Genomic DNA, 16,372 nt, shown 5'->3' on the forward strand with positions numbered 1-16,372 from the left:
CCGCCAATCGGCTCCCGCTTCGTTACGAAAAGGTATCAAAAACTGCCTTTGATAGTTAGACCGTAGGTGCGCGGGTCGCCGGGCTGACCAGCCACCAAGCCAACATTGCCAGGCGCAGTCTGAAGCAGTTCGAAGTAGTTCACGTCGGATGCGTTACGCACCCAACCGAACACGTCGAGATTGCCGCCACGGAAGCCAAGCCGGAAATTGGTCACGGCGTAGCCTTTGATCCAGGTGTAGTCGGACGGTGACGGGTTGGACGAGAAGTGCGAACGATAATTGCCATCTACGCCAAGGTACACCTGGCCTTCCCTGGCCAGCAAGGTGACGGGCACATTGGCTTCCGCGCCATAGGACAGCGATATCTTCGAAACGCCGGGCAAGCGCTGACCGGAAATGTCGCAGTTTGCTGGGCTTAGCCCACCCGGAGTACCCGGCGCGCTGGCGGTCTGCCCTGCCGCCACTGTCGTTCCGCCCGAAAGCTCGGGCGGGCAAGGGGCATCTACGAACTTCACATATTTCGCATCGGTGTAAGCACCGTTGACATAGGCGGTGAAACGCTCGCTCGGACGGATCGCGAAATCGGCCTCGATGCCTTGCGACCGGACCTTGCCCGCATTGGCCAGATAGCCGCGCAGAACACCAAGCTGGCCGTTGGTAACAGTTGCCTGATAATTTTTGATGTCGGTGCGGAACGCCGCAAGGTTGAAGGTGGCTTTGCGATCCCAAAGCTGCGTCTTGATACCCGCCTCGAAATGATTGACCGATTCCGGCTTGATTTCCGACAGCAACGGGTTGCCGGCAGCGTCGGTCGGCAGCCCGTTCTGATTGATACCAAAGGTTTTGAAGCTCTTGGCATATGTCGCGTACGCCAGAACGTCGGAGGCAACTTTGTAGCTGGCAGTAAAATCGTAAGTGAAGTTCCAGTCGCTATCTGATGGTGCACTGGTCTGCGGAGAGAAAATGCCGCATTGAGCCGCGCCAATGGACCCTGCCGGTTGCGGGCACGTCGAGTTGGCCCCCGCCCCGGTTGTAACGACGCGCTGATAGAAGCCCGACTTCTTATCGTAGTTCAGACGGACACCGGGCTGAAGCGTCAAGGCGTCGGTAAGTTTCCAGCTTAACTGACCGAACAAAGCGACGCTCGTGCTCTTGAGGTTTTGTGTATTGCGTGCAGTCAGGCCCTGCAGAACGGCAGGGTTGTTGGCCAGTGCTCCAGTAAGGTTCCATTTGCTGGACGCCGATCCCTGCTGCTCGAAACCTTGCGTGTCGATCCGCTGATTGAACGCGAACGCACCCAGCACGAAATCAAACTTCTGCCCGGAATAATTGTACCGCAACTCCTGGGAATACTGATCCTGCTGCGATGGGTTGTTCGATGCAGACACGATATCTAGCCCTGTGAAATCACGGTCATTTTCCGGCTTCCAGTCCCAGAACCGCCACGCCGTTACCGATGTCAGCGTACCGGGGCCAACGTCCCATTTGACCTTCAGCGATGCACCGCCGATTATGTTTCCTGCGCTCAACGGCGAATTGACGTCGGTCAAGCGATCGAACGGATTACGGCTCACCACGGTATAGTTCTCTGCCGCCGCCAATGCATCATACTGTCGTGCGAGCGCACGCTGTGTCCGACCGACGCGCACGAACACAGTGCCGCAGCATTCAGGATCCTGCCTGCTGTAATCGCCGGCAAGGGTAATGCTCAAATCCTCGTTCGGCTTGAACAGCAACTGGCCACGCACGCCCAGATTGTCCTGCTCGTTAACCCAGCGATCCGACGTTACGTTGTAGATAGTGCCGCGGCGCGAGGTGGTCGACGCAGCGATGCGGGCGGCCACCTTGTCCGACAACGGGCCAGAGACGGCTGCTTTGGCTTGTTTGAAATTCAGATTACCGAACGTCACTTCGGCTCTGCCTTCGAAATCGAAGGTGGGCTGATTGGTCGTAATGTTGATGGCACCCGCCATGGTATTCTTGCCGTAGAGCGTGCCTTGCGGACCGCGCAACACTTCGACCTGAGCCACATCCAGGAAGTCGAACACCGCAGCGGCGACCCGCGCATTGTAAACGTCATCGACATAGATGCCGACGCCCTGCTCAAACCCGTCGCTGGTCAGGCCGAATGGCACGCCGAGGCCACGAATGTTGACGGCCGTGTTGCGCGGGTTAGACGAGTAGACTTGTAGCGTGGGCGTAAGTTGCTGAAGCTTCTGGATGTTGAAATTGCCCGTCGCCTCTATGCTGTTTCCATTGATGACCGAAATTGCCAAAGGCACTTCCTGCGCCGTTTCGACACGACGACGGGCCGTAACGACGATCCCGGAGTTGCTAGCATCGCCGGATGTCGCGGCTTGATCGACCGGCGCTGCTTCCTCCTGCGCATATGCTGCAGGCACGGCTATTGGTGCGCTCGCCGCCGTGGCGAGCAACAGAAAACGAATGCTCATTGAAACCCCTCTTCATTCCGTTGTCGGATTGGACATAACGGCGTCTCCGGGGGTCCGGTCGAAGCCCGTATTTAGCAGAGCTTGGAAAAGCGCCTGTCTCTATCAGGCAGAAAAGCGCGTCTTTTCCGTCACATCAAGTTGCACGACACGCGCATCATGCACGGTCAAAGTGATCGACCCGAACCGCAACGATTCCAAAGCCGTTTTTATCGCCGCGATGCTTGCATCGATGTTGATCCGGCCTGCTTCGCCCGTAGTCGCTGACGCAGGGCGCGCAGGTCGGATAAAGCGTTCCGGCTCGTCATTGCTCATCGTTCACCTCCTGCCGTCATACATATCTCAACTTACACAATAGACAAAAAAGCAATGCTCGGGGGATTGCAAGATAAACTATCCTTTCACCTCTGGATGCCTTGGGAGCAACCGTTTGCGCCAGATACCGATCTGAACAACCTGGGCGGCGCAGATTGTGATGCTGCGCTTTGATCTTCGGATAGCGCAATCAGATGGTCGAGCAATGACTGGCCAAAGCGCCATTCGCCCAACCCGCTTTCTGCGTTGATGTGACCGCTATGTCCGGCGTCGACGATCTGACTGCCCCAATTTTTGCCGATGCTGTGCGCCCGCTCATAGAAAATATAGGGGTCATTTCGACTGGCCACCACGATTGACGGGAAAGGTAGGGCAGCGCGGGGAACGGGTGCAAATCCGCCGATGGTTTCCGGCGTTTCCATACGCTCGCAATCAGGGGGTGCGACGAGTAGAGCGCCTGCCACCGGCCACCCATAAGGCTGGCTTTGCAACGCGCCCCACCAAGCGACCGCATGGCAACCCAAACTGTGTGCCGCAAGAATGATGGGCGCACCAAATCCATGTGCCGTTTCCCGGATGGCCGTGTCCAGGCGGTTTACCCAGCTATTGCGGGTGGGACTCGCCCAACTGCCAAGGTCCACCCGGTGGCAGTCACCCCGCGTCGCTTCCCACAAGGTTTGCCAATGTCCCGGACCACTGTTGTTGAGGCCCGGGACGGTCAGCACCACGGGCTGTTGTGTTCGTCCACCTTGCAGTGAACTCGACCGCACGTATCGATCCATCGTCCTGCTCCTTGCTTGTTGCACGTAACAGGTAATTCTATTATTATAGTAGACAATAGAGCAGCGCCAAAATGTGGCGAATTTTAGGCAGGCGGAAACGGGATCGTAGCGTGGGGCTATTCCACGTCCAGCGGCACAGGCTCTGCTAGGCTAATGCCATCCAGAACGCGCGCCGTCTCGTCACGGACACGCAACATCAGTCGATGCAAGCGGCACTCCGATTCCGGTAGGCAATTGGCGCAGGTCTCGTGCGCGAATCGGCTGGCACAAGGGGTCAGTGCCAACGATCCTCGCGTCAACCGAACGATATCGCCATAGCTGATGTCGATCGGCGACAGTGCCAGCCAATATCCGCCATCGCGTCCGCGCTGCGTATCGACCAGCCCTTCACGCGACAGTTCGGACAGGATCACCGTCAGGAATTTGGCGGGTATCTTCTGCGTCTCGGCAATGTCCGTGAGCGGAACTGGTCCCTGCCCATATTGATCCGCCAGATGTTGCAGAGCGCGTATGGCATAACGGGTCTTTTGAGACAGCATGTCTCTCATTCCACCGATATGCCGGGAATATCAAGTGTTCAGGAAGAGATAGTGTCAGCTTCGTTTTTAGGGTGCGAGAGATGCGCGGGCCAGCCCCGGAAAATCCGTGAAAAACCCATCCACGCCTGTTGCCACCAGCGCCCGCACCGCTGCCGCAAAATTTCCGTGTGCCGCAGGATCATCGCCGAGTCGCAACGCGGGCGGCAGGAACATATTTTCTGCGCGCAACGTCCACATATGCACCTGAATTCCGGCATTATGCGCGCGCGCCACGAACCCAGTATCGCGGCCGTCAGGCGCAACAATCAGCGTGCCATTCGCACCGATCGCATTGGCATAGCCCGCGATCTGCTTCATGCCTTCGCTGGTCAGCATGTCCGCATAGGATGTTTCGGGATGGTCGGCCGGACTGCCTTGCGCATCGACCAATTGAACAAGACGCAGGCGCGTTTTCACGCGCAAGGCTTTCAGGTTGTCCACCTCGAACGATTGGATGAATACCGGATCGTCGGGCGAAGTATATCCGTAGCGGTCCAACAGCGCGAGCAACGTCGCTTCATGCGGCAAACCGATGTAGGCGAAATAGCTGGGATGCTTGGTCTCTGGATACACGCCGATGCGCCGCCGCGTTTCGGCATTTTTCGCGTCGATCAGCTTGAGCACTTCCTCGAATGTCGGCACCTGATACAGACCGTCAAAGCGTCGGTTCGCGGTGCGCACTTCCGGCAGCCGTTCCCGCGCGCGCAAGGTACGTAACTCCGCGAGCGTAAAGTCCTCGGTAAACCACCCCGTAATCTGCTCGCCGTCGATGGTCTTAGTCGCCTTGCGGTCGGCAAATTCAGGATGGGACGCAACGTCGGTCGTGCCGCCGATTTCATTCTCATGCCGCACAACCAGAACGCCGTCCTTGGTCAGCACCAGATCGGGCTCGATAAAGTCAGCGCCCTGATCAATCGCACGCTCATATCCTGCGAGCGTGTGTTCGGGACGCTCGCCACTGGCGCCGCGGTGGGCAATGATGATCGGATCGGTGGCCATAGCGACCATCGGCATAGCCGCCAGCAGCGCGGCGGCAAACAGAGTTTTCAACATCAAGCGCGCTTATCGCATGTGCATGACGTCGACATGACGGTCATGCGAATGCCGCTGCATAAGCATCCGGCTTGAACCCGACGAGCCGCCGATCGCCCAGGTCCAGCACCGGGCGTTTGATCATCGAGGGGTTCGCGACCATCAGTGCCACGGCCTTGTCCGCATCGATGCCTTGCTTGTCCGCATCGGGCAGAGCGCGATACGTCGTACCCGCCCGGTTGAGGATTACTTCCCAGCCATGCTCATCCACCCAGCAGCGCACGGTCGCTGCGTCGATCCCGGATGCCTTGTAATCGTGAAACGCAAAGGCAATGCCGTTGCTGTCCAGCCACGTGCGGGCTTTCTTGATCGTGTCGCAATTCTTGATGCCATACATCGTGATCGTCATGATTCTGTTCCTACCACGCTTAAGCGGCGTTGCGCAGCGCGGTAACTTGGATCTCGATCTTCATCTCCGGTTTCACCAGACCGCAGACGATGCACGTCGCTGCCGGTCGGATAGAACCGAACACGCCGCCCAGCACTGGCCCAATCGCATCCCAATACGCCGCGTCGCTGATGTAATAAGTCGCGCGCACGACATCGCCGAAGTTGAAGCCGCCTTCGCTCAGGGCTTTTCCGATGACCGCCAAGGCATTGCGCGCCTGATCCGCAACATCGTCAGGCATCGCCCGCGTTTCGGGATCGTAACCTGTCGTCCCGGCCACGAAACACCAATCCCCCTGCACCACGGCGCGTGAATAGCCGACCTGCGCTTCAAAGGGAGAGCCGGAAGAAATCAGTGTGCGAGTCATCGAAGGACACTTTCATAAAGAAAAATGGAACAGCCCCGCGCCGTAACCGACAACTCCGACCCCCGTCCAGTCCACCGATCAGTGTGACAGCGCGATCTTCATTTCGTCTCCGTTTCGTAATCTGCGCGTCGCGAGGGCGTCATTGCGACGGTGCATCGGAAAAGCATATGCATGAGGATTTCCGAGATGACAGTTCCGATCGATCGCCGTCTACTTATCAAGGCCAGCGTGCTTGGCCTGGGCGCGCTTTCCATTCCGGGGGCGGCGGCCATATTGGCGGCGCGGGGCTTTTCGCATGGCATCGCCAGCGGCGAACCGTCCGCCAATTCGGTCCTGTTGTGGACACGATTCGTGGCTGGCAATGACACCAAGCTACGCTGCGAAGTGGCGAGCGACATCGGCTTTACCAAAGTCGTGGGCGGCGGCGATGTGATTGCCAAGGGGGAAGCCGATCACACCGCAAAGCTTACGGTGACTGGCCTTCAACCAGGGCAATGGTACTTTTACCGCTTTATCGCACCGGATGGCAGCATCAGCCAGATCGGTCGCACGCGGACATTGCCGCAAGGCGATGTCTCGCGCTTCGGCATCGGCCTTTTCTCATGCTCTAACCTGCCCTTCGGCTGGTTCAACGCTTATGCCCATGCCGCGCAGCGCAAGGATCTGGACCTGATGGTGCATTGCGGCGACTATATCTACGAATATCCCGTGGGGACCTATCCTGCCGCCAAGGAAGCCTTGCCCGGCCGTCTTATTCAGCCGAGCCATGAGATTGTGACGCTCGCTGACTATCGCCTGCGCCATGCTTCCTATCGCCTCGATCCCGATCTGCAAGACCTGCATCGAATGTTCCCAATGATCGCGCAGTGGGACGACCATGAACTTGCCAACGATGCGTATGAAAATGGCGCGGAAAATCATCAGCCTGAAAGCGAAGGTGACTGGGCGACCCGCAAGGCGATAGCAGAACGCGTTTACCGCGAGTGGATGCCCGTGTCGGACGCGCCCTATTCCACCTATCAGATCGGCACGCTGGCAACGCTGTTCCGCCCGGAAACGCGCATCACTGGCCGAAACAAGCAGCTTGAATTGTCGGAGGCACTTGCCGGGCGTGGCGACATCGCCAAGGCACTTGCAGAATTCCGTGACGGTCCGTGGAGCGCCAAGGATCGCACGGTCATGGGCATGCGTCAGGAAAAATGGCTGTACGACGGCTTTGCCGCATCGACTAAAGCAGGCACCGGCTGGCAAATATTGGCGCAGCAAATTGTAATGGGCAGCGGTCGCTTCCCCGCGCAGGCGGCCAATTGGGTTCCATCAACGGCACCCGATTATGTACGTGCCAGAACGATGGCGGGCGTCGCTGCATCCCATGCCGGGCTGCCGTTCAATCTCGACGCCTGGGACGGCTATCCCGCTGCCCGAACGCGCCTGTACGAAGCGGCTCTGGCCGCCGACGCGAACATGATCGTCCTTTCAGGCGACAGCCACAATGCGTGGGGCTATAATCTGGGCGACACCGATACCGGCGGAAAGATGCAGCGTGCAGGCGTCGAATTTGCCGGACACAGCGTCACCTCGCCCGGATTCGAAGCCTATGTGCCGAACATCGCGCCAGCCGATGTCGCCAAGGCACTGCAGGACACAAATCGAGATTTAGTCTTCTGTGACACCAGCCGCCGTGGATATGTCTCAATAGCAATCACGCCCGATGATGTGACGGGCGCATGGCATTTCATGGAGGGTATCAGGACGCGCAACACAGCACTTTCAGAAACCCGCCGGATGCGCGTTCGTAAAGGCCAACGGCTTCTCGAAACGGCGTAAGCAACGGCGAGCTATGGCACTGCTTGCCTTTGCACGGCTATTTTTCGTTCGTAATCCTGTTGACGACCCGGCCATGCTGGTGGCAATGGCGTCCTGCATCGGTCGATAGGCCGACAAGCGGGTATAGCTCAATGGTAGAGCACTAGCCTTCCAAGCTTGTGATGCGGGTTCGATCCCCGCTACCCGCTCCAACTTTGCCCTACGGCATTTTTCAGTGCAGCGGCCACGTCCATAGGATGAGTGGCGTCCCGACGATGACCACAAGTAGCGATAGCGGCGCGCCAAGCCTGGCATAGTCGCCAAACCGGTATCCGCCCGGACCGAATACAAGGGTGTTACACTGATGCCCTATCGGCGTCAGGAAATCGCACCCGGCTCCCATCGCTGTCGCAATCAGGAACGCTTCGGGTCGGTATCCCAAATCGTTAGCGAACACCGCTGCGATGGGGGCCATGACCAACACGGTGGCCGCATTGTTGAGAAACGGCGTTACGGCCATCGCGGCTACCAGAATCAACGCCACAGCACCCCAAGGCGGTAGCACGGCTGCGGCCTGCGCCAATCCCGTGGCAATTACATTCGATGCGCCGGACGTCTGGAGGCTTTCGCTGACGGGAATGAGCGCCGCCAACATGATGAGGATGGGCCACTCCACCGCTTCATATGCTTCGTCAACGGGTAGAGCCCCGGTGATGATAACCAGACCTGCGGCCGCGAAGAAGGCGACGGCCACCGGAACCAGTCCGGTGGCCGTCGCGACCATGGCCGCCGCCAGAATGGCGATGGGAAGCCAGCCGCGCTTGGATTTACCAAGCCGCATCGCACGTGCTGCAAGCGGCAAGGCGCCAAGCTGACGCAGGCGATCCGGGAGCAGGTCGACCGGCCCTTGAAGGACGATCACGTCGCCGGCCTGCAACACGGTCTGGCCGATCTTCCGGGTCAGATGCTCGCCTGCGCGGGACACCGCAATCAAGTTGATCCCAAAGCGTTTGCGTAGGGAGAGACGTCCAGCCGTTCGACCTATCAGCACGGAGTCGGTAGTCACAACGGCTTCGATCACGCCGATTTCATCGGCTTCCCGCCCCTCTGCTTCAGCCGTATCTTCACCCGTTAGAACCAGACGATCGCGCGCTATAACCCTTTCCAGAGCGTCGGGTTCACCGGACAGAATGAGGACATCATCTTCGCGCAAATGAACATTGGGATGGACGGTGCCTTGCATATCCCCCCGCAGGAGGCTGGTGACCACGACTTCATTATCGTGACGTTCGATGAATTCCGCGATGGTTTCCCCAATAGCCGGGGAGTCCTCCACCACGGATGCTTCCGTCACATATCCCGATATGTTGAGTGCTTCGCCCATGGTCGGCGCAGCGCGGCGATCGCGAGGAAGCAGGCGATAGCCGAAGCGCAGGAAAATCAGCCCCACCACCAGTAGTCCGAAGCCGGTCGGAAAATAATCGAACATGGCGAAAGGTTCGCCAGTCATGTCCTCGCGTACGCGGCTCACAATGATGTTGGGCGATGTTCCAACGAGCGTCATCAGGCCCCCCAACAAGGAAGCGAATGACATGGGCATCAGAAAGACCGAAGGATTAGTGCCCCCCTTTTTGGCGATCTGGAACGCGGCAGGCATCAGCATTGCGAGCGCGCCGACATTCTTAACGAGGGCAGAGGACACACCGACAGAAGCGGTAAGAACAAGCAATTGCGACCGGACGCTTTTGACGCGGCGTGAGACAAATCCCAGAGCGATCTCAATCACGCCGGACCGTTGCACCGCAGCCGACATCACCAACGCGGACCCCACGATGATGACGATGTCGTCTGCAAAGCCTTTGAAGGCATCGGCAGGTTTCACCACGCCGATCAACAATGCAGCCAGCAACGCGATGATCGCCGTTACGTCATAACGGAATCGCCCCCAAAGGAAGAGCGCCATCATGCCAGCGAGTGTTGCAACGGAAAGCCATTGGGGAAGGGTCATTGGTCCTCATGTTCATTGCAGTCGGAAGATGATAGGACTTCCATGCTTTGGCATGAACGCCTTCAGCGCGAATACTGCACCAAGCGTGCAGAAAAATAGCGACTTCACCGCCTCCATCATATTCGGTGTTCGCATCATGCGTTCTGTACGGGTCCATTTGGCAATGTCGCACGTTGATGCGCGATGATTCCAGACGCATGGCTTCCAGAGCCGTATATCCTAATGATGACCGGCATGGGCACACTGATAGCGCTGGTGGCATGGTTGCCTCTGGCTCTTAAACGGTTGCCATTGTCGCTGCCGATCGTCTGCATTGCCTTGGGCGCGGCGTTGTTCTCACTGCCTCAGGTGACGTTGCGGCCATTGCCGATCCTGTATCCCGATATAGCCGAGCGCTTCAGCGAGTTCGTCGTGATCATCGCGCTCATGGGCGCGGGCCTGAAGATCGATCGTGTATTTGCCTGGCGACGCTGGTCGATCACTTGGCGATTGCTGGCCATCACCATGCCGCTTGGCATCGTTGCGATCACTGCACTAGCGGCTTGGGGGATGGACCTGCCATGGGCGGTGGCGTTGTTGCTTGCCGCCAGCCTAGCGCCGACCGATCCCGTTCTGGCCGCCGACGTACAGGTCGGCCCTCCCAAAAGCGGCGAGGAGGATAAGGTTCGGTTTGGTCTTACATCCGAAGCCGGACTGAACGACGGCCTCGCGTTCCCGGTCGTCCATCTGGCAATCATACTGATAACGGTCGCGGGGACATCGGCCCCGTGGTTCACTGAATGGCTAAGCTATCGCGTTCTGTGGGAAACGGCGGTTGGCATCGGCACCGGCTGGGTTATCGGGCGGCTTTTCGGATGGCTTACCTTCCATGTTCCCGCCGAGACCAAGCTAGCAAAGACGGGGGACGGGCTGATCGCACTGGCGGCAACGTTCGTGTCCTATGGCGTATCGGAGATCGGTCACGCCTACGGCTTCCTGACTGTCTTCGTAACTGCGTTAAGTTTCCGGCACGCCCATCGCGATCATAAATTTCAGCGGGACATGCACGACGTCACCGAACAAATCGAACGGTTGGCCATGATGGTTTTGCTGCTGCTGTTTGGCGGCGCACTGGTCAGTGGCTTGCTGTCGGCGGTCACATGGGTGGATGCGGTTGTCGCATTGATCATTCTGCTGATCGTTCGCCCGGTTACGGGGATGATCGGTCTTATCGGCTATCGCGCGGATTTGGGCGAGAAGATTACACTTGCCTTTTTTGGCATTCGCGGTGTCGGATCGATCTACTATCTGGCCTATGGGTTAAACCATGTCGATGTTGCAGGCGCAGACAGGCTCTGGGGCCTCGTTGGGCTTGTCATCACATTGTCGATCCTGCTCCACGGGCTTACCGTGACACCCGTTATGCGCACTCTCGACCGCGAGCGGGGCAGAGATCCCGATAAGACCTCAGAAGCCTAAGGGTAATCCGTGAACAATAAGTCGACACGTGAATTCCAATCGTCGCGCACTTCCCCTGCAGCGACCTCAGGATGATAGCCTGAAATATCGGGTCGATGGACGATGGACATCTGCGCGAAGGGTGGCGAGCCACGATGTCCATCCCAAGGCAGCAGCGGATTGGACCGCGGATCATTCAATAGATTGCACTTCATCGGTATGCACGTCGAACCGTATCAGATTTGCCAGGCCAAAGGCCGTGGTCAAGGCTACGTCAGTCGCATCGCGACCGCGTGCCATCAATATGCGCCCGATGCGCGGCTGATTGTGGCGGGCATCGTATGTGTACCAGTCGCCATCGATATACACATCGAACCATGCGCTGAAATCCATCGGTGCGTCGACAGGGGGGATGCCGATATCCCCCAGATAGCCGGTGCAATAGCGTGCCGGAATGTTCATGCAGCGGCATAATGTAACGGCCAGATGCGCAAAATCCCGACACACGCCTTGCCGTTCCTGATAGCTGTTCCAGGCTGTCTTGTCAGACCGCGCGTGGTGATAGCCAAATTCGATATGGTTATGCACGAAGTCCACGATAGCATCGACCCGGTCGCGCGCCGAAGCATAGTGCGCGAAGTTCGCCCAGGCGACATCCATAAGTCGATCCGTCTCGCAATAGCGGCTGCCCAGCAAGAAGGGCATCACTGCATCGGGCAAATCTTCGACGGGCGTTTTGGGACCGTCGGGTGCCCGTACATCCGGCTCTCCGCTATCCTCGATCACGAAGTCGCATGACAACGTCACTCCGCCAGGCGGGATCGTAAGGCGCGTGGCGACGTTCCCGAAGCTGTCTTCATAGTGATAGAGTGGGATATCCGGGTCGGCCATGAGCCGCTGTGGTGTCCGCAGATCCTGATGGCGCGAAGGATGTACGCTCAACAGGGCCATCATCGCAGTCTTCATTTCGGTGGCGAAGCTAATGGTATATCCGCAGCGTATCAGCATCGATATGACTTTCCTTATGCGCCGATAAGTCGGCTGTTGATGGCACCATGAGCGGTCGCGGGGAATTGATGAGGGTCGGCGGATTGCACGTCGATCTTGACGTCCATGCCAATGAAGCTGGCAGGCAAGCCGAACCATGTGCCCGACAAAGGCAGCGCCTGATACAGATCGCGGGCAATCGCCACACGGATGAGGCCGCGATTGCCGATGATGCCGTTGGTCGGATCGAACTCGACCCATCCCGATCCGGGCAGAAAAATGCGGACCCACGCATGGGTGTTACCGCCGCCGACCATTCCTTCGGTACGGGACGGATTATAGACATAACCCGACACGACCCGCGCCGCAAAACCCAGTGCGCGTACCGCTTCGATCATTAGAACCGCAAAGTCGCGACAGGTGCCCTGGCGCTTTTTCAGCGTTTCAATCGGGGTTTGTGTCCCCTTTTCATGTCGAGGGACATAAGTGAAGTCACGCTGAATGCTGGTCGCGATCTGGGTCAGCAGGGCAACTGTGCCGGTGTTTCCGGTATTGCTGACAAAAGCCCGCGCCCAATTATCCAGGATGCGTTCCGGATCGGGATGTTGCCGCTCTATCGAACGCAACAGATCGGGCATGTCTTCTGAGGAATAGGTGAAGGGAAACAGCCGCGCATAGGGCTCTACATCGACCTGCGTCTGACCGAGCGGCGCATGTTCAAGGGTGGCTTCACTTTTCACGATCAGGTGCGACGCATTCCGGTTGAACAGCGCAATCGCCACCGAATTGCCGAACACATCATGCTGCCAACGCAGTTCGCTGGGTTGTGGATCGATGTCGAGACGCGCGGACAGCAGGCGCTGGTCAAATGCCTCACGCGGGCGCATCATGATGCGATGTTCACCCAAAGACACCGGCTGCTTGTAACGATAAGTGGTGACATGGCGGATAGTAAGCAACGGCATTGGGGCAAATCCTGATGGCCGCGCACACGGCAAATGAGCTGTTAAGTCCTGACGATACAGCACCATTTGGATTGTTCAACGCGGCAGGTCGCTCCCCGTTCCTCCTGATAGGCGATCATGCCGGGTCGGCGATCCCATCGGGACTTGGCGATCTGGGGGTGAGCGCTGCGGATCGACAGCGGCACATTGCGCTGGACATCGGCGTATTCGGTCTGGGCCATGCGCTCGCCCGACTGCTGGACGCGCCCTTTCTGCATCAAGTCTATTCTCGGCTGGTGATCGATTGCAATCGCGATCCTGACCATGCCGACGCGATGCCGACTGTATCGGACGGCACCGGAATACCCGGCAATGAAGGTCTGGATACGACAGCGCGGAAAGCGCGCATCGACGCAATCCACAAGCCCTATCATGACGCCATTGGAAACGTCATCTCTCAGCGATCTGCCGATGGGCAAGCAACAGTGCTTATATCGCTGCATAGCTTCACCCCAGTCATGAACGGCATAGCGCGACCGTGGGACGTCGGGATATTGCACTGGACGGGACAGTCGCATTTTGCGCTGCGGATGCTTGAAAGCTTGCGAAAGAATGCGGGCCTCATCGTTGGCGATAACGTACCTTATGCAATGGACGAAACCGACTACACCGTCCCTCGCCACGCCTTTCCAAACCGCCTCCCTTATGTCGAAATCGAAGTCCGCCAGGATGCGATAGGAAACGCATCCGGTCAGGAACGGTGGGCAGACACGCTATCCAAGGCGATGATGGAAGCGCTCTAAAGCCCTAGTTTGCGGCAAGTACGCCGTTATAGGCCGGATCTTCCAGCGCCAGTCCGGCACCCATGGCAACGCAGATCAGGGGATCTTTCGCCACCTTCACCGGCAATCCCGTAGCTTCTGACAGAGCCTCGTCCATATGCCCGAGCAATGCGCCACCACCGGTCAGGGTAATCCCTTCTTCGATGATGTCGGCCGAAAGCTCAGGCGGGGTCTGTTCCAGCGCCGACATGACGGCACTGATGATCTGCGCCACCGGTTCGGCCAGTGCTTCGTAAATTTCGGCCTCTGTTGCCTGCAATTCGGAGGGGCGGCCATTGACCAGATCGCGGCCCTTGACGCGCAGGAGATTCCCTTCCCCGTCCGGCATGACTGCAGAGCCGATCATATGCTTGACCCGCTCCGCCGTGACTTCGCCAATCATAAGGTTATGCTTGCGACGGATGTAGGATGAGATCGCATCGTCCATCTTGTCACCGCCAACGCGGACGGAATTGGCATAAGCAATGCCGCGCAGCGACAGCACCGCGACTTCGGTTGTCCCACCGCCGATGTCCACCACCATCGCGCCGATCGGCTCCGTTACCGGAAGCCCCGCACCGATTGCCGCCGCCATCGGCTCCTCAATCAATTGTACGCGAGACGCGCCAGCGTTCGACGCAGCGTCGCGGATTGCGCGCCGTTCAACCATCGTAGAGCCTGAAGGGACGCAGATCACGACTTCAAAACGGCGTGGCATTCGGCTGGGCCCGCCCAGCGCCTTATCCATGAAATGCTTGATCATCTGCTCGGCCACATCGATGTCCGCAATTACGCCGTCGCGGAGCGGGCGGATCGCCTGAATGTCGCTGGGGGTCTTGCCCATCATCAGCTTGGCTTCGTCCCCCACCGCCTTTACGCGGCGCAGGCCATTGCGGGTTTCGATAGCGATGACCGACGGTTCGTTAAGAACGATCCCTTTTTCACGGACATACACGACGGTATTCACAGTACCCAGATCGATCGCCATGTCGTGGGCGACCGAGTTAAATAAGCGCGGCATCTTCATGCGGCGGACCAAGAGCGCGAAGCGCTTCAGAGCAACCCGCCTGCGGCCAACCGGTGCGCTACACAGTCAGGATGGAGATTCTGAGCGTGGACGTGCCGATAACGGGTCAGTCTGGCTTGGCTGTCTGGGAAAGGGCGGCGCTCATATCCGCCATCACCGCGCCTCTTTGGCCCAAAGGACGCTCCCGCCCCGTCGTGGTATCATGCGCTGTCTGCCGTTCGGTTTCGGCATTGATCAAGCCGCCGATCAAAATCGCATAAGCCGACACGTAAAGCCACATGAGCAACACGACCACGGCACCCAAGGAGCCGTAAGTCGCATCGTAATCGCCGAATCTGGAGGCATATATGCCGAAGCCCAAAGTCGCCACCAACCACAGGATCGTGGCGACAACTGAGCCGACGCTCAGCCATTCCCATCGCGCATCCGAACGATCCGGCGCGAAGCGATACATGGAACCTATGGTAAAACAACATAGCGTTCCGGCGGCGAGCCAGGTCAACAGCTTGACGACCAGCACGCCTATCGGCCCCGTTCCGATCAGGAGATCGCGGGCATAGCCCATCATTGTGGCCGCGATGACGCCGACGATCCCGATCATGACTGCGCCGACAATCAGCATTGCCGACGTCGCCGTACCACGGATGATTCCCCGGCGATCACGCTCTTCGTAGATCACATTAAGAGCCGTAATGAGCGCGCCCGATGCCCGCGTTGCACCGTATATCGATACAAGCAGAGCAGTCAGCAGGCCGAGGCCTTTCTGGCTCGCAGCCGCCGTGGTCAGGTTAATCAACTGCTCATATATGAGGCGCGCAGCATCGGCGGGAACGAGGTCGATGATCATTTTCATATGCTGACCGACCGTTGCCGGATCGGCAATCAGCCCGTAGCTCATGACCAATGCGCCCAAGAGTGGCACGAACGAAAGGAAGGCGTAGAATGCTACGCCCGCCGACATCAGGCTAAGGTTATGTTCGCCGTTATTGACCCAGACACGGCCCAGTATCGCGCGCCATGCAGCGCGCGGCAGTTCGCGGGGCGACCGGGCGGCAACGCCCGTCCCTCCACTCACGCCTGATCGGGGATGCGGCTGGGTTCGGTCACGGGCTTCGAGCCGGGCTCAACCAACCCATCAGAGATCGCCGTCGTGCGCGGCCCCTTGACGTCGATTTCCTCTTTCTTCGCAAGCATCTTCTTGGCCGCATAGGCCCCACCAACCATCATGGCAGTGAGCGGCCAGCGCACGACGGCGCGGGCGGCAAGCGCACCGGCGGCAACACCGATCAGGCCGTACTTATTTGAGGCACCCGCTACGCGCGCACCGACGACGGTCGCTGCCAATTTGGTAATCGTTCCCATGTGTCAAA

The 16,372-nt window shown here is 58.6% G+C and carries 16 protein-coding genes and 1 tRNA gene; 4 read left to right on the top strand and 13 right to left on the bottom strand.

Features of this window, described 5'->3' with window-relative positions:
* Positions 1-35: 35 nt before the first annotated feature.
* The 7 genes from LQ220_RS12255 to LQ220_RS12285 form a co-directional block, all read right to left on the bottom strand.
* Positions 36-2,453 (bottom strand): TonB-dependent receptor, encoded by a 2,418-nt coding sequence (locus tag LQ220_RS12255; protein WP_230188570.1) that lies wholly within the window; start codon positions 2,451-2,453, stop codon positions 36-38.
* Positions 2,454-2,555: 102 nt separating this feature from the next.
* Positions 2,556-2,765: a YezD family protein gene (locus tag LQ220_RS12260; RefSeq protein WP_230188571.1), complete on the bottom strand. Its 210-nt coding sequence runs from the start codon at positions 2,763-2,765 to the stop codon at positions 2,556-2,558.
* An 86-nt stretch (positions 2,766-2,851) separates the two neighbouring features.
* Positions 2,852-3,547, bottom strand: a complete 696-nt coding sequence (locus LQ220_RS12265) for an alpha/beta hydrolase (RefSeq protein ID WP_230188572.1) — start codon at positions 3,545-3,547, stop codon at positions 2,852-2,854.
* Positions 3,548-3,663: 116 nt separating this feature from the next.
* Positions 3,664-4,086 carry an Rrf2 family transcriptional regulator gene (locus tag LQ220_RS12270; RefSeq protein ID WP_230188573.1) on the bottom strand — a complete coding sequence of 141 codons (423 nt, stop codon included), beginning with the start codon at positions 4,084-4,086 and terminating at the stop codon, positions 3,664-3,666.
* Positions 4,087-4,152: 66 nt separating this feature from the next.
* Positions 4,153-5,139 (bottom strand): glycerophosphodiester phosphodiesterase, encoded by a 987-nt coding sequence (locus tag LQ220_RS12275; protein ID WP_230188629.1) that lies wholly within the window; start codon positions 5,137-5,139, stop codon positions 4,153-4,155.
* Between the two features lie 79 nt (positions 5,140-5,218).
* Positions 5,219-5,566, bottom strand: coding sequence for an ArsC family reductase (locus LQ220_RS12280; protein ID WP_230188574.1), 348 nt, complete (start codon positions 5,564-5,566; stop codon positions 5,219-5,221).
* Positions 5,567-5,585: 19 nt separating this feature from the next.
* Complete coding sequence (locus tag LQ220_RS12285; RefSeq protein ID WP_230188575.1) at positions 5,586-5,972, bottom strand: RidA family protein; 387 nt, start codon at positions 5,970-5,972, stop codon at positions 5,586-5,588.
* Positions 5,973-6,158: 186 nt separating this feature from the next.
* On the opposite strand from LQ220_RS12285, the gene LQ220_RS12290 reads away from it, so the two are divergent.
* Both LQ220_RS12290 and LQ220_RS12295 read left to right on the top strand, forming a co-directional pair.
* Complete coding sequence (locus LQ220_RS12290; protein WP_230188576.1) at positions 6,159-7,799, top strand: alkaline phosphatase D family protein; 1,641 nt, start codon at positions 6,159-6,161, stop codon at positions 7,797-7,799.
* 117 nt (positions 7,800-7,916) lie between these two features.
* Positions 7,917-7,990 (top strand) — tRNA-Gly (locus LQ220_RS12295).
* A 20-nt stretch (positions 7,991-8,010) separates the two neighbouring features.
* Here LQ220_RS12295 and LQ220_RS12300 read toward each other — a convergent pair.
* Positions 8,011-9,786, bottom strand: a complete 1,776-nt coding sequence (locus LQ220_RS12300; RefSeq protein WP_230188577.1) for an SLC13 family permease — start codon at positions 9,784-9,786, stop codon at positions 8,011-8,013.
* A 234-nt stretch (positions 9,787-10,020) separates the two neighbouring features.
* Between LQ220_RS12300 and LQ220_RS12305 the strand changes: the two genes are divergently transcribed.
* On the top strand, positions 10,021-11,244 hold the full coding sequence (locus tag LQ220_RS12305) for a cation:proton antiporter (protein WP_230188578.1): 1,224 nt from the start codon (positions 10,021-10,023) through the stop codon (positions 11,242-11,244).
* Positions 11,245-11,415: 171 nt separating this feature from the next.
* On the opposite strand, the gene LQ220_RS12310 is transcribed toward LQ220_RS12305, so the two are convergent.
* Both LQ220_RS12310 and LQ220_RS12315 read right to left on the bottom strand, forming a co-directional pair.
* Positions 11,416-12,231, bottom strand: a complete 816-nt coding sequence (locus LQ220_RS12310) for a transglutaminase family protein (protein WP_230188579.1) — start codon at positions 12,229-12,231, stop codon at positions 11,416-11,418.
* A gap of 14 nt (positions 12,232-12,245) precedes the next feature.
* Positions 12,246-13,175 (bottom strand): transglutaminase family protein, encoded by a 930-nt coding sequence (locus LQ220_RS12315; protein ID WP_230188580.1) that lies wholly within the window; start codon positions 13,173-13,175, stop codon positions 12,246-12,248.
* A gap of 14 nt (positions 13,176-13,189) precedes the next feature.
* Between LQ220_RS12315 and LQ220_RS12320 the strand changes: the two genes are divergently transcribed.
* Positions 13,190-13,957, top strand: coding sequence for an N-formylglutamate amidohydrolase (locus tag LQ220_RS12320; RefSeq protein ID WP_230188581.1), 768 nt, complete (start codon positions 13,190-13,192; stop codon positions 13,955-13,957).
* A 4-nt stretch (positions 13,958-13,961) separates the two neighbouring features.
* Here the strand turns inward: LQ220_RS12320 and LQ220_RS12325 are convergent, their stop codons facing one another.
* From LQ220_RS12325 to LQ220_RS12335, 3 genes are all read right to left on the bottom strand, one after another.
* Complete coding sequence (locus LQ220_RS12325) at positions 13,962-15,002, bottom strand: rod shape-determining protein (RefSeq protein WP_281820797.1); 1,041 nt, start codon at positions 15,000-15,002, stop codon at positions 13,962-13,964.
* Between the two features lie 106 nt (positions 15,003-15,108).
* Positions 15,109-16,077: a YihY/virulence factor BrkB family protein gene (locus tag LQ220_RS12330; RefSeq protein WP_230188582.1), complete on the bottom strand. Its 969-nt coding sequence runs from the start codon at positions 16,075-16,077 to the stop codon at positions 15,109-15,111.
* A complete protein-coding gene (locus tag LQ220_RS12335; RefSeq protein WP_230188583.1) occupies positions 16,074-16,364 on the bottom strand; it encodes a hypothetical protein in 291 nt (96 codons plus the stop codon). The genes LQ220_RS12330 and LQ220_RS12335 overlap by 4 nt, the downstream gene beginning before the upstream one ends.
* Positions 16,365-16,372 lie beyond the last annotated feature (8 nt).

Origin of the sequence: Sphingobium sp. CECT 9361 (assembly GCF_918741285.1) — a bacterium.
GTDB lineage: Bacteria > Pseudomonadota > Alphaproteobacteria > Sphingomonadales > Sphingomonadaceae > Sphingobium.

Bases quoted from the DNA above. Each gene is read 5' to 3' on its own strand.
- LQ220_RS12255 (WP_230188570.1), bottom strand. From the start codon at position 2,453: ATGAGCATTCGTTTTCTGTTGCTCGCCACGGCGGCGAGCGCACCAATA.
- LQ220_RS12260 (WP_230188571.1), bottom strand. From the start codon at position 2,765: ATGAGCAATGACGAGCCGGAACGCTTTATCCGACCTGCGCGCCCTGCG.
- LQ220_RS12265 (WP_230188572.1), bottom strand. From the start codon at position 3,547: ATGGATCGATACGTGCGGTCGAGTTCACTGCAAGGTGGACGAACACAA.
- LQ220_RS12270 (WP_230188573.1), bottom strand. From the start codon at position 4,086: ATGCTGTCTCAAAAGACCCGTTATGCCATACGCGCTCTGCAACATCTG.
- LQ220_RS12275 (WP_230188629.1), bottom strand. From the start codon at position 5,139: ATGCCGATGGTCGCTATGGCCACCGATCCGATCATCATTGCCCACCGC.
- LQ220_RS12280 (WP_230188574.1), bottom strand. From the start codon at position 5,566: ATGACGATCACGATGTATGGCATCAAGAATTGCGACACGATCAAGAAA.
- LQ220_RS12285 (WP_230188575.1), bottom strand. From the start codon at position 5,972: ATGACTCGCACACTGATTTCTTCCGGCTCTCCCTTTGAAGCGCAGGTC.
- LQ220_RS12290 (WP_230188576.1), top strand. From the start codon at position 6,159: ATGACAGTTCCGATCGATCGCCGTCTACTTATCAAGGCCAGCGTGCTT.
- LQ220_RS12300 (WP_230188577.1), bottom strand. From the start codon at position 9,786: ATGACCCTTCCCCAATGGCTTTCCGTTGCAACACTCGCTGGCATGATG.
- LQ220_RS12305 (WP_230188578.1), top strand. From the start codon at position 10,021: ATGGGCACACTGATAGCGCTGGTGGCATGGTTGCCTCTGGCTCTTAAA.
- LQ220_RS12310 (WP_230188579.1), bottom strand. From the start codon at position 12,231: ATGCTGATACGCTGCGGATATACCATTAGCTTCGCCACCGAAATGAAG.
- LQ220_RS12315 (WP_230188580.1), bottom strand. From the start codon at position 13,175: ATGCCGTTGCTTACTATCCGCCATGTCACCACTTATCGTTACAAGCAG.
- LQ220_RS12320 (WP_230188581.1), top strand. From the start codon at position 13,190: ATGGCCGCGCACACGGCAAATGAGCTGTTAAGTCCTGACGATACAGCA.
- LQ220_RS12325 (WP_281820797.1), bottom strand. From the start codon at position 15,002: ATGAAGATGCCGCGCTTATTTAACTCGGTCGCCCACGACATGGCGATC.
- LQ220_RS12335 (WP_230188583.1), bottom strand. From the start codon at position 16,364: ATGGGAACGATTACCAAATTGGCAGCGACCGTCGTCGGTGCGCGCGTA.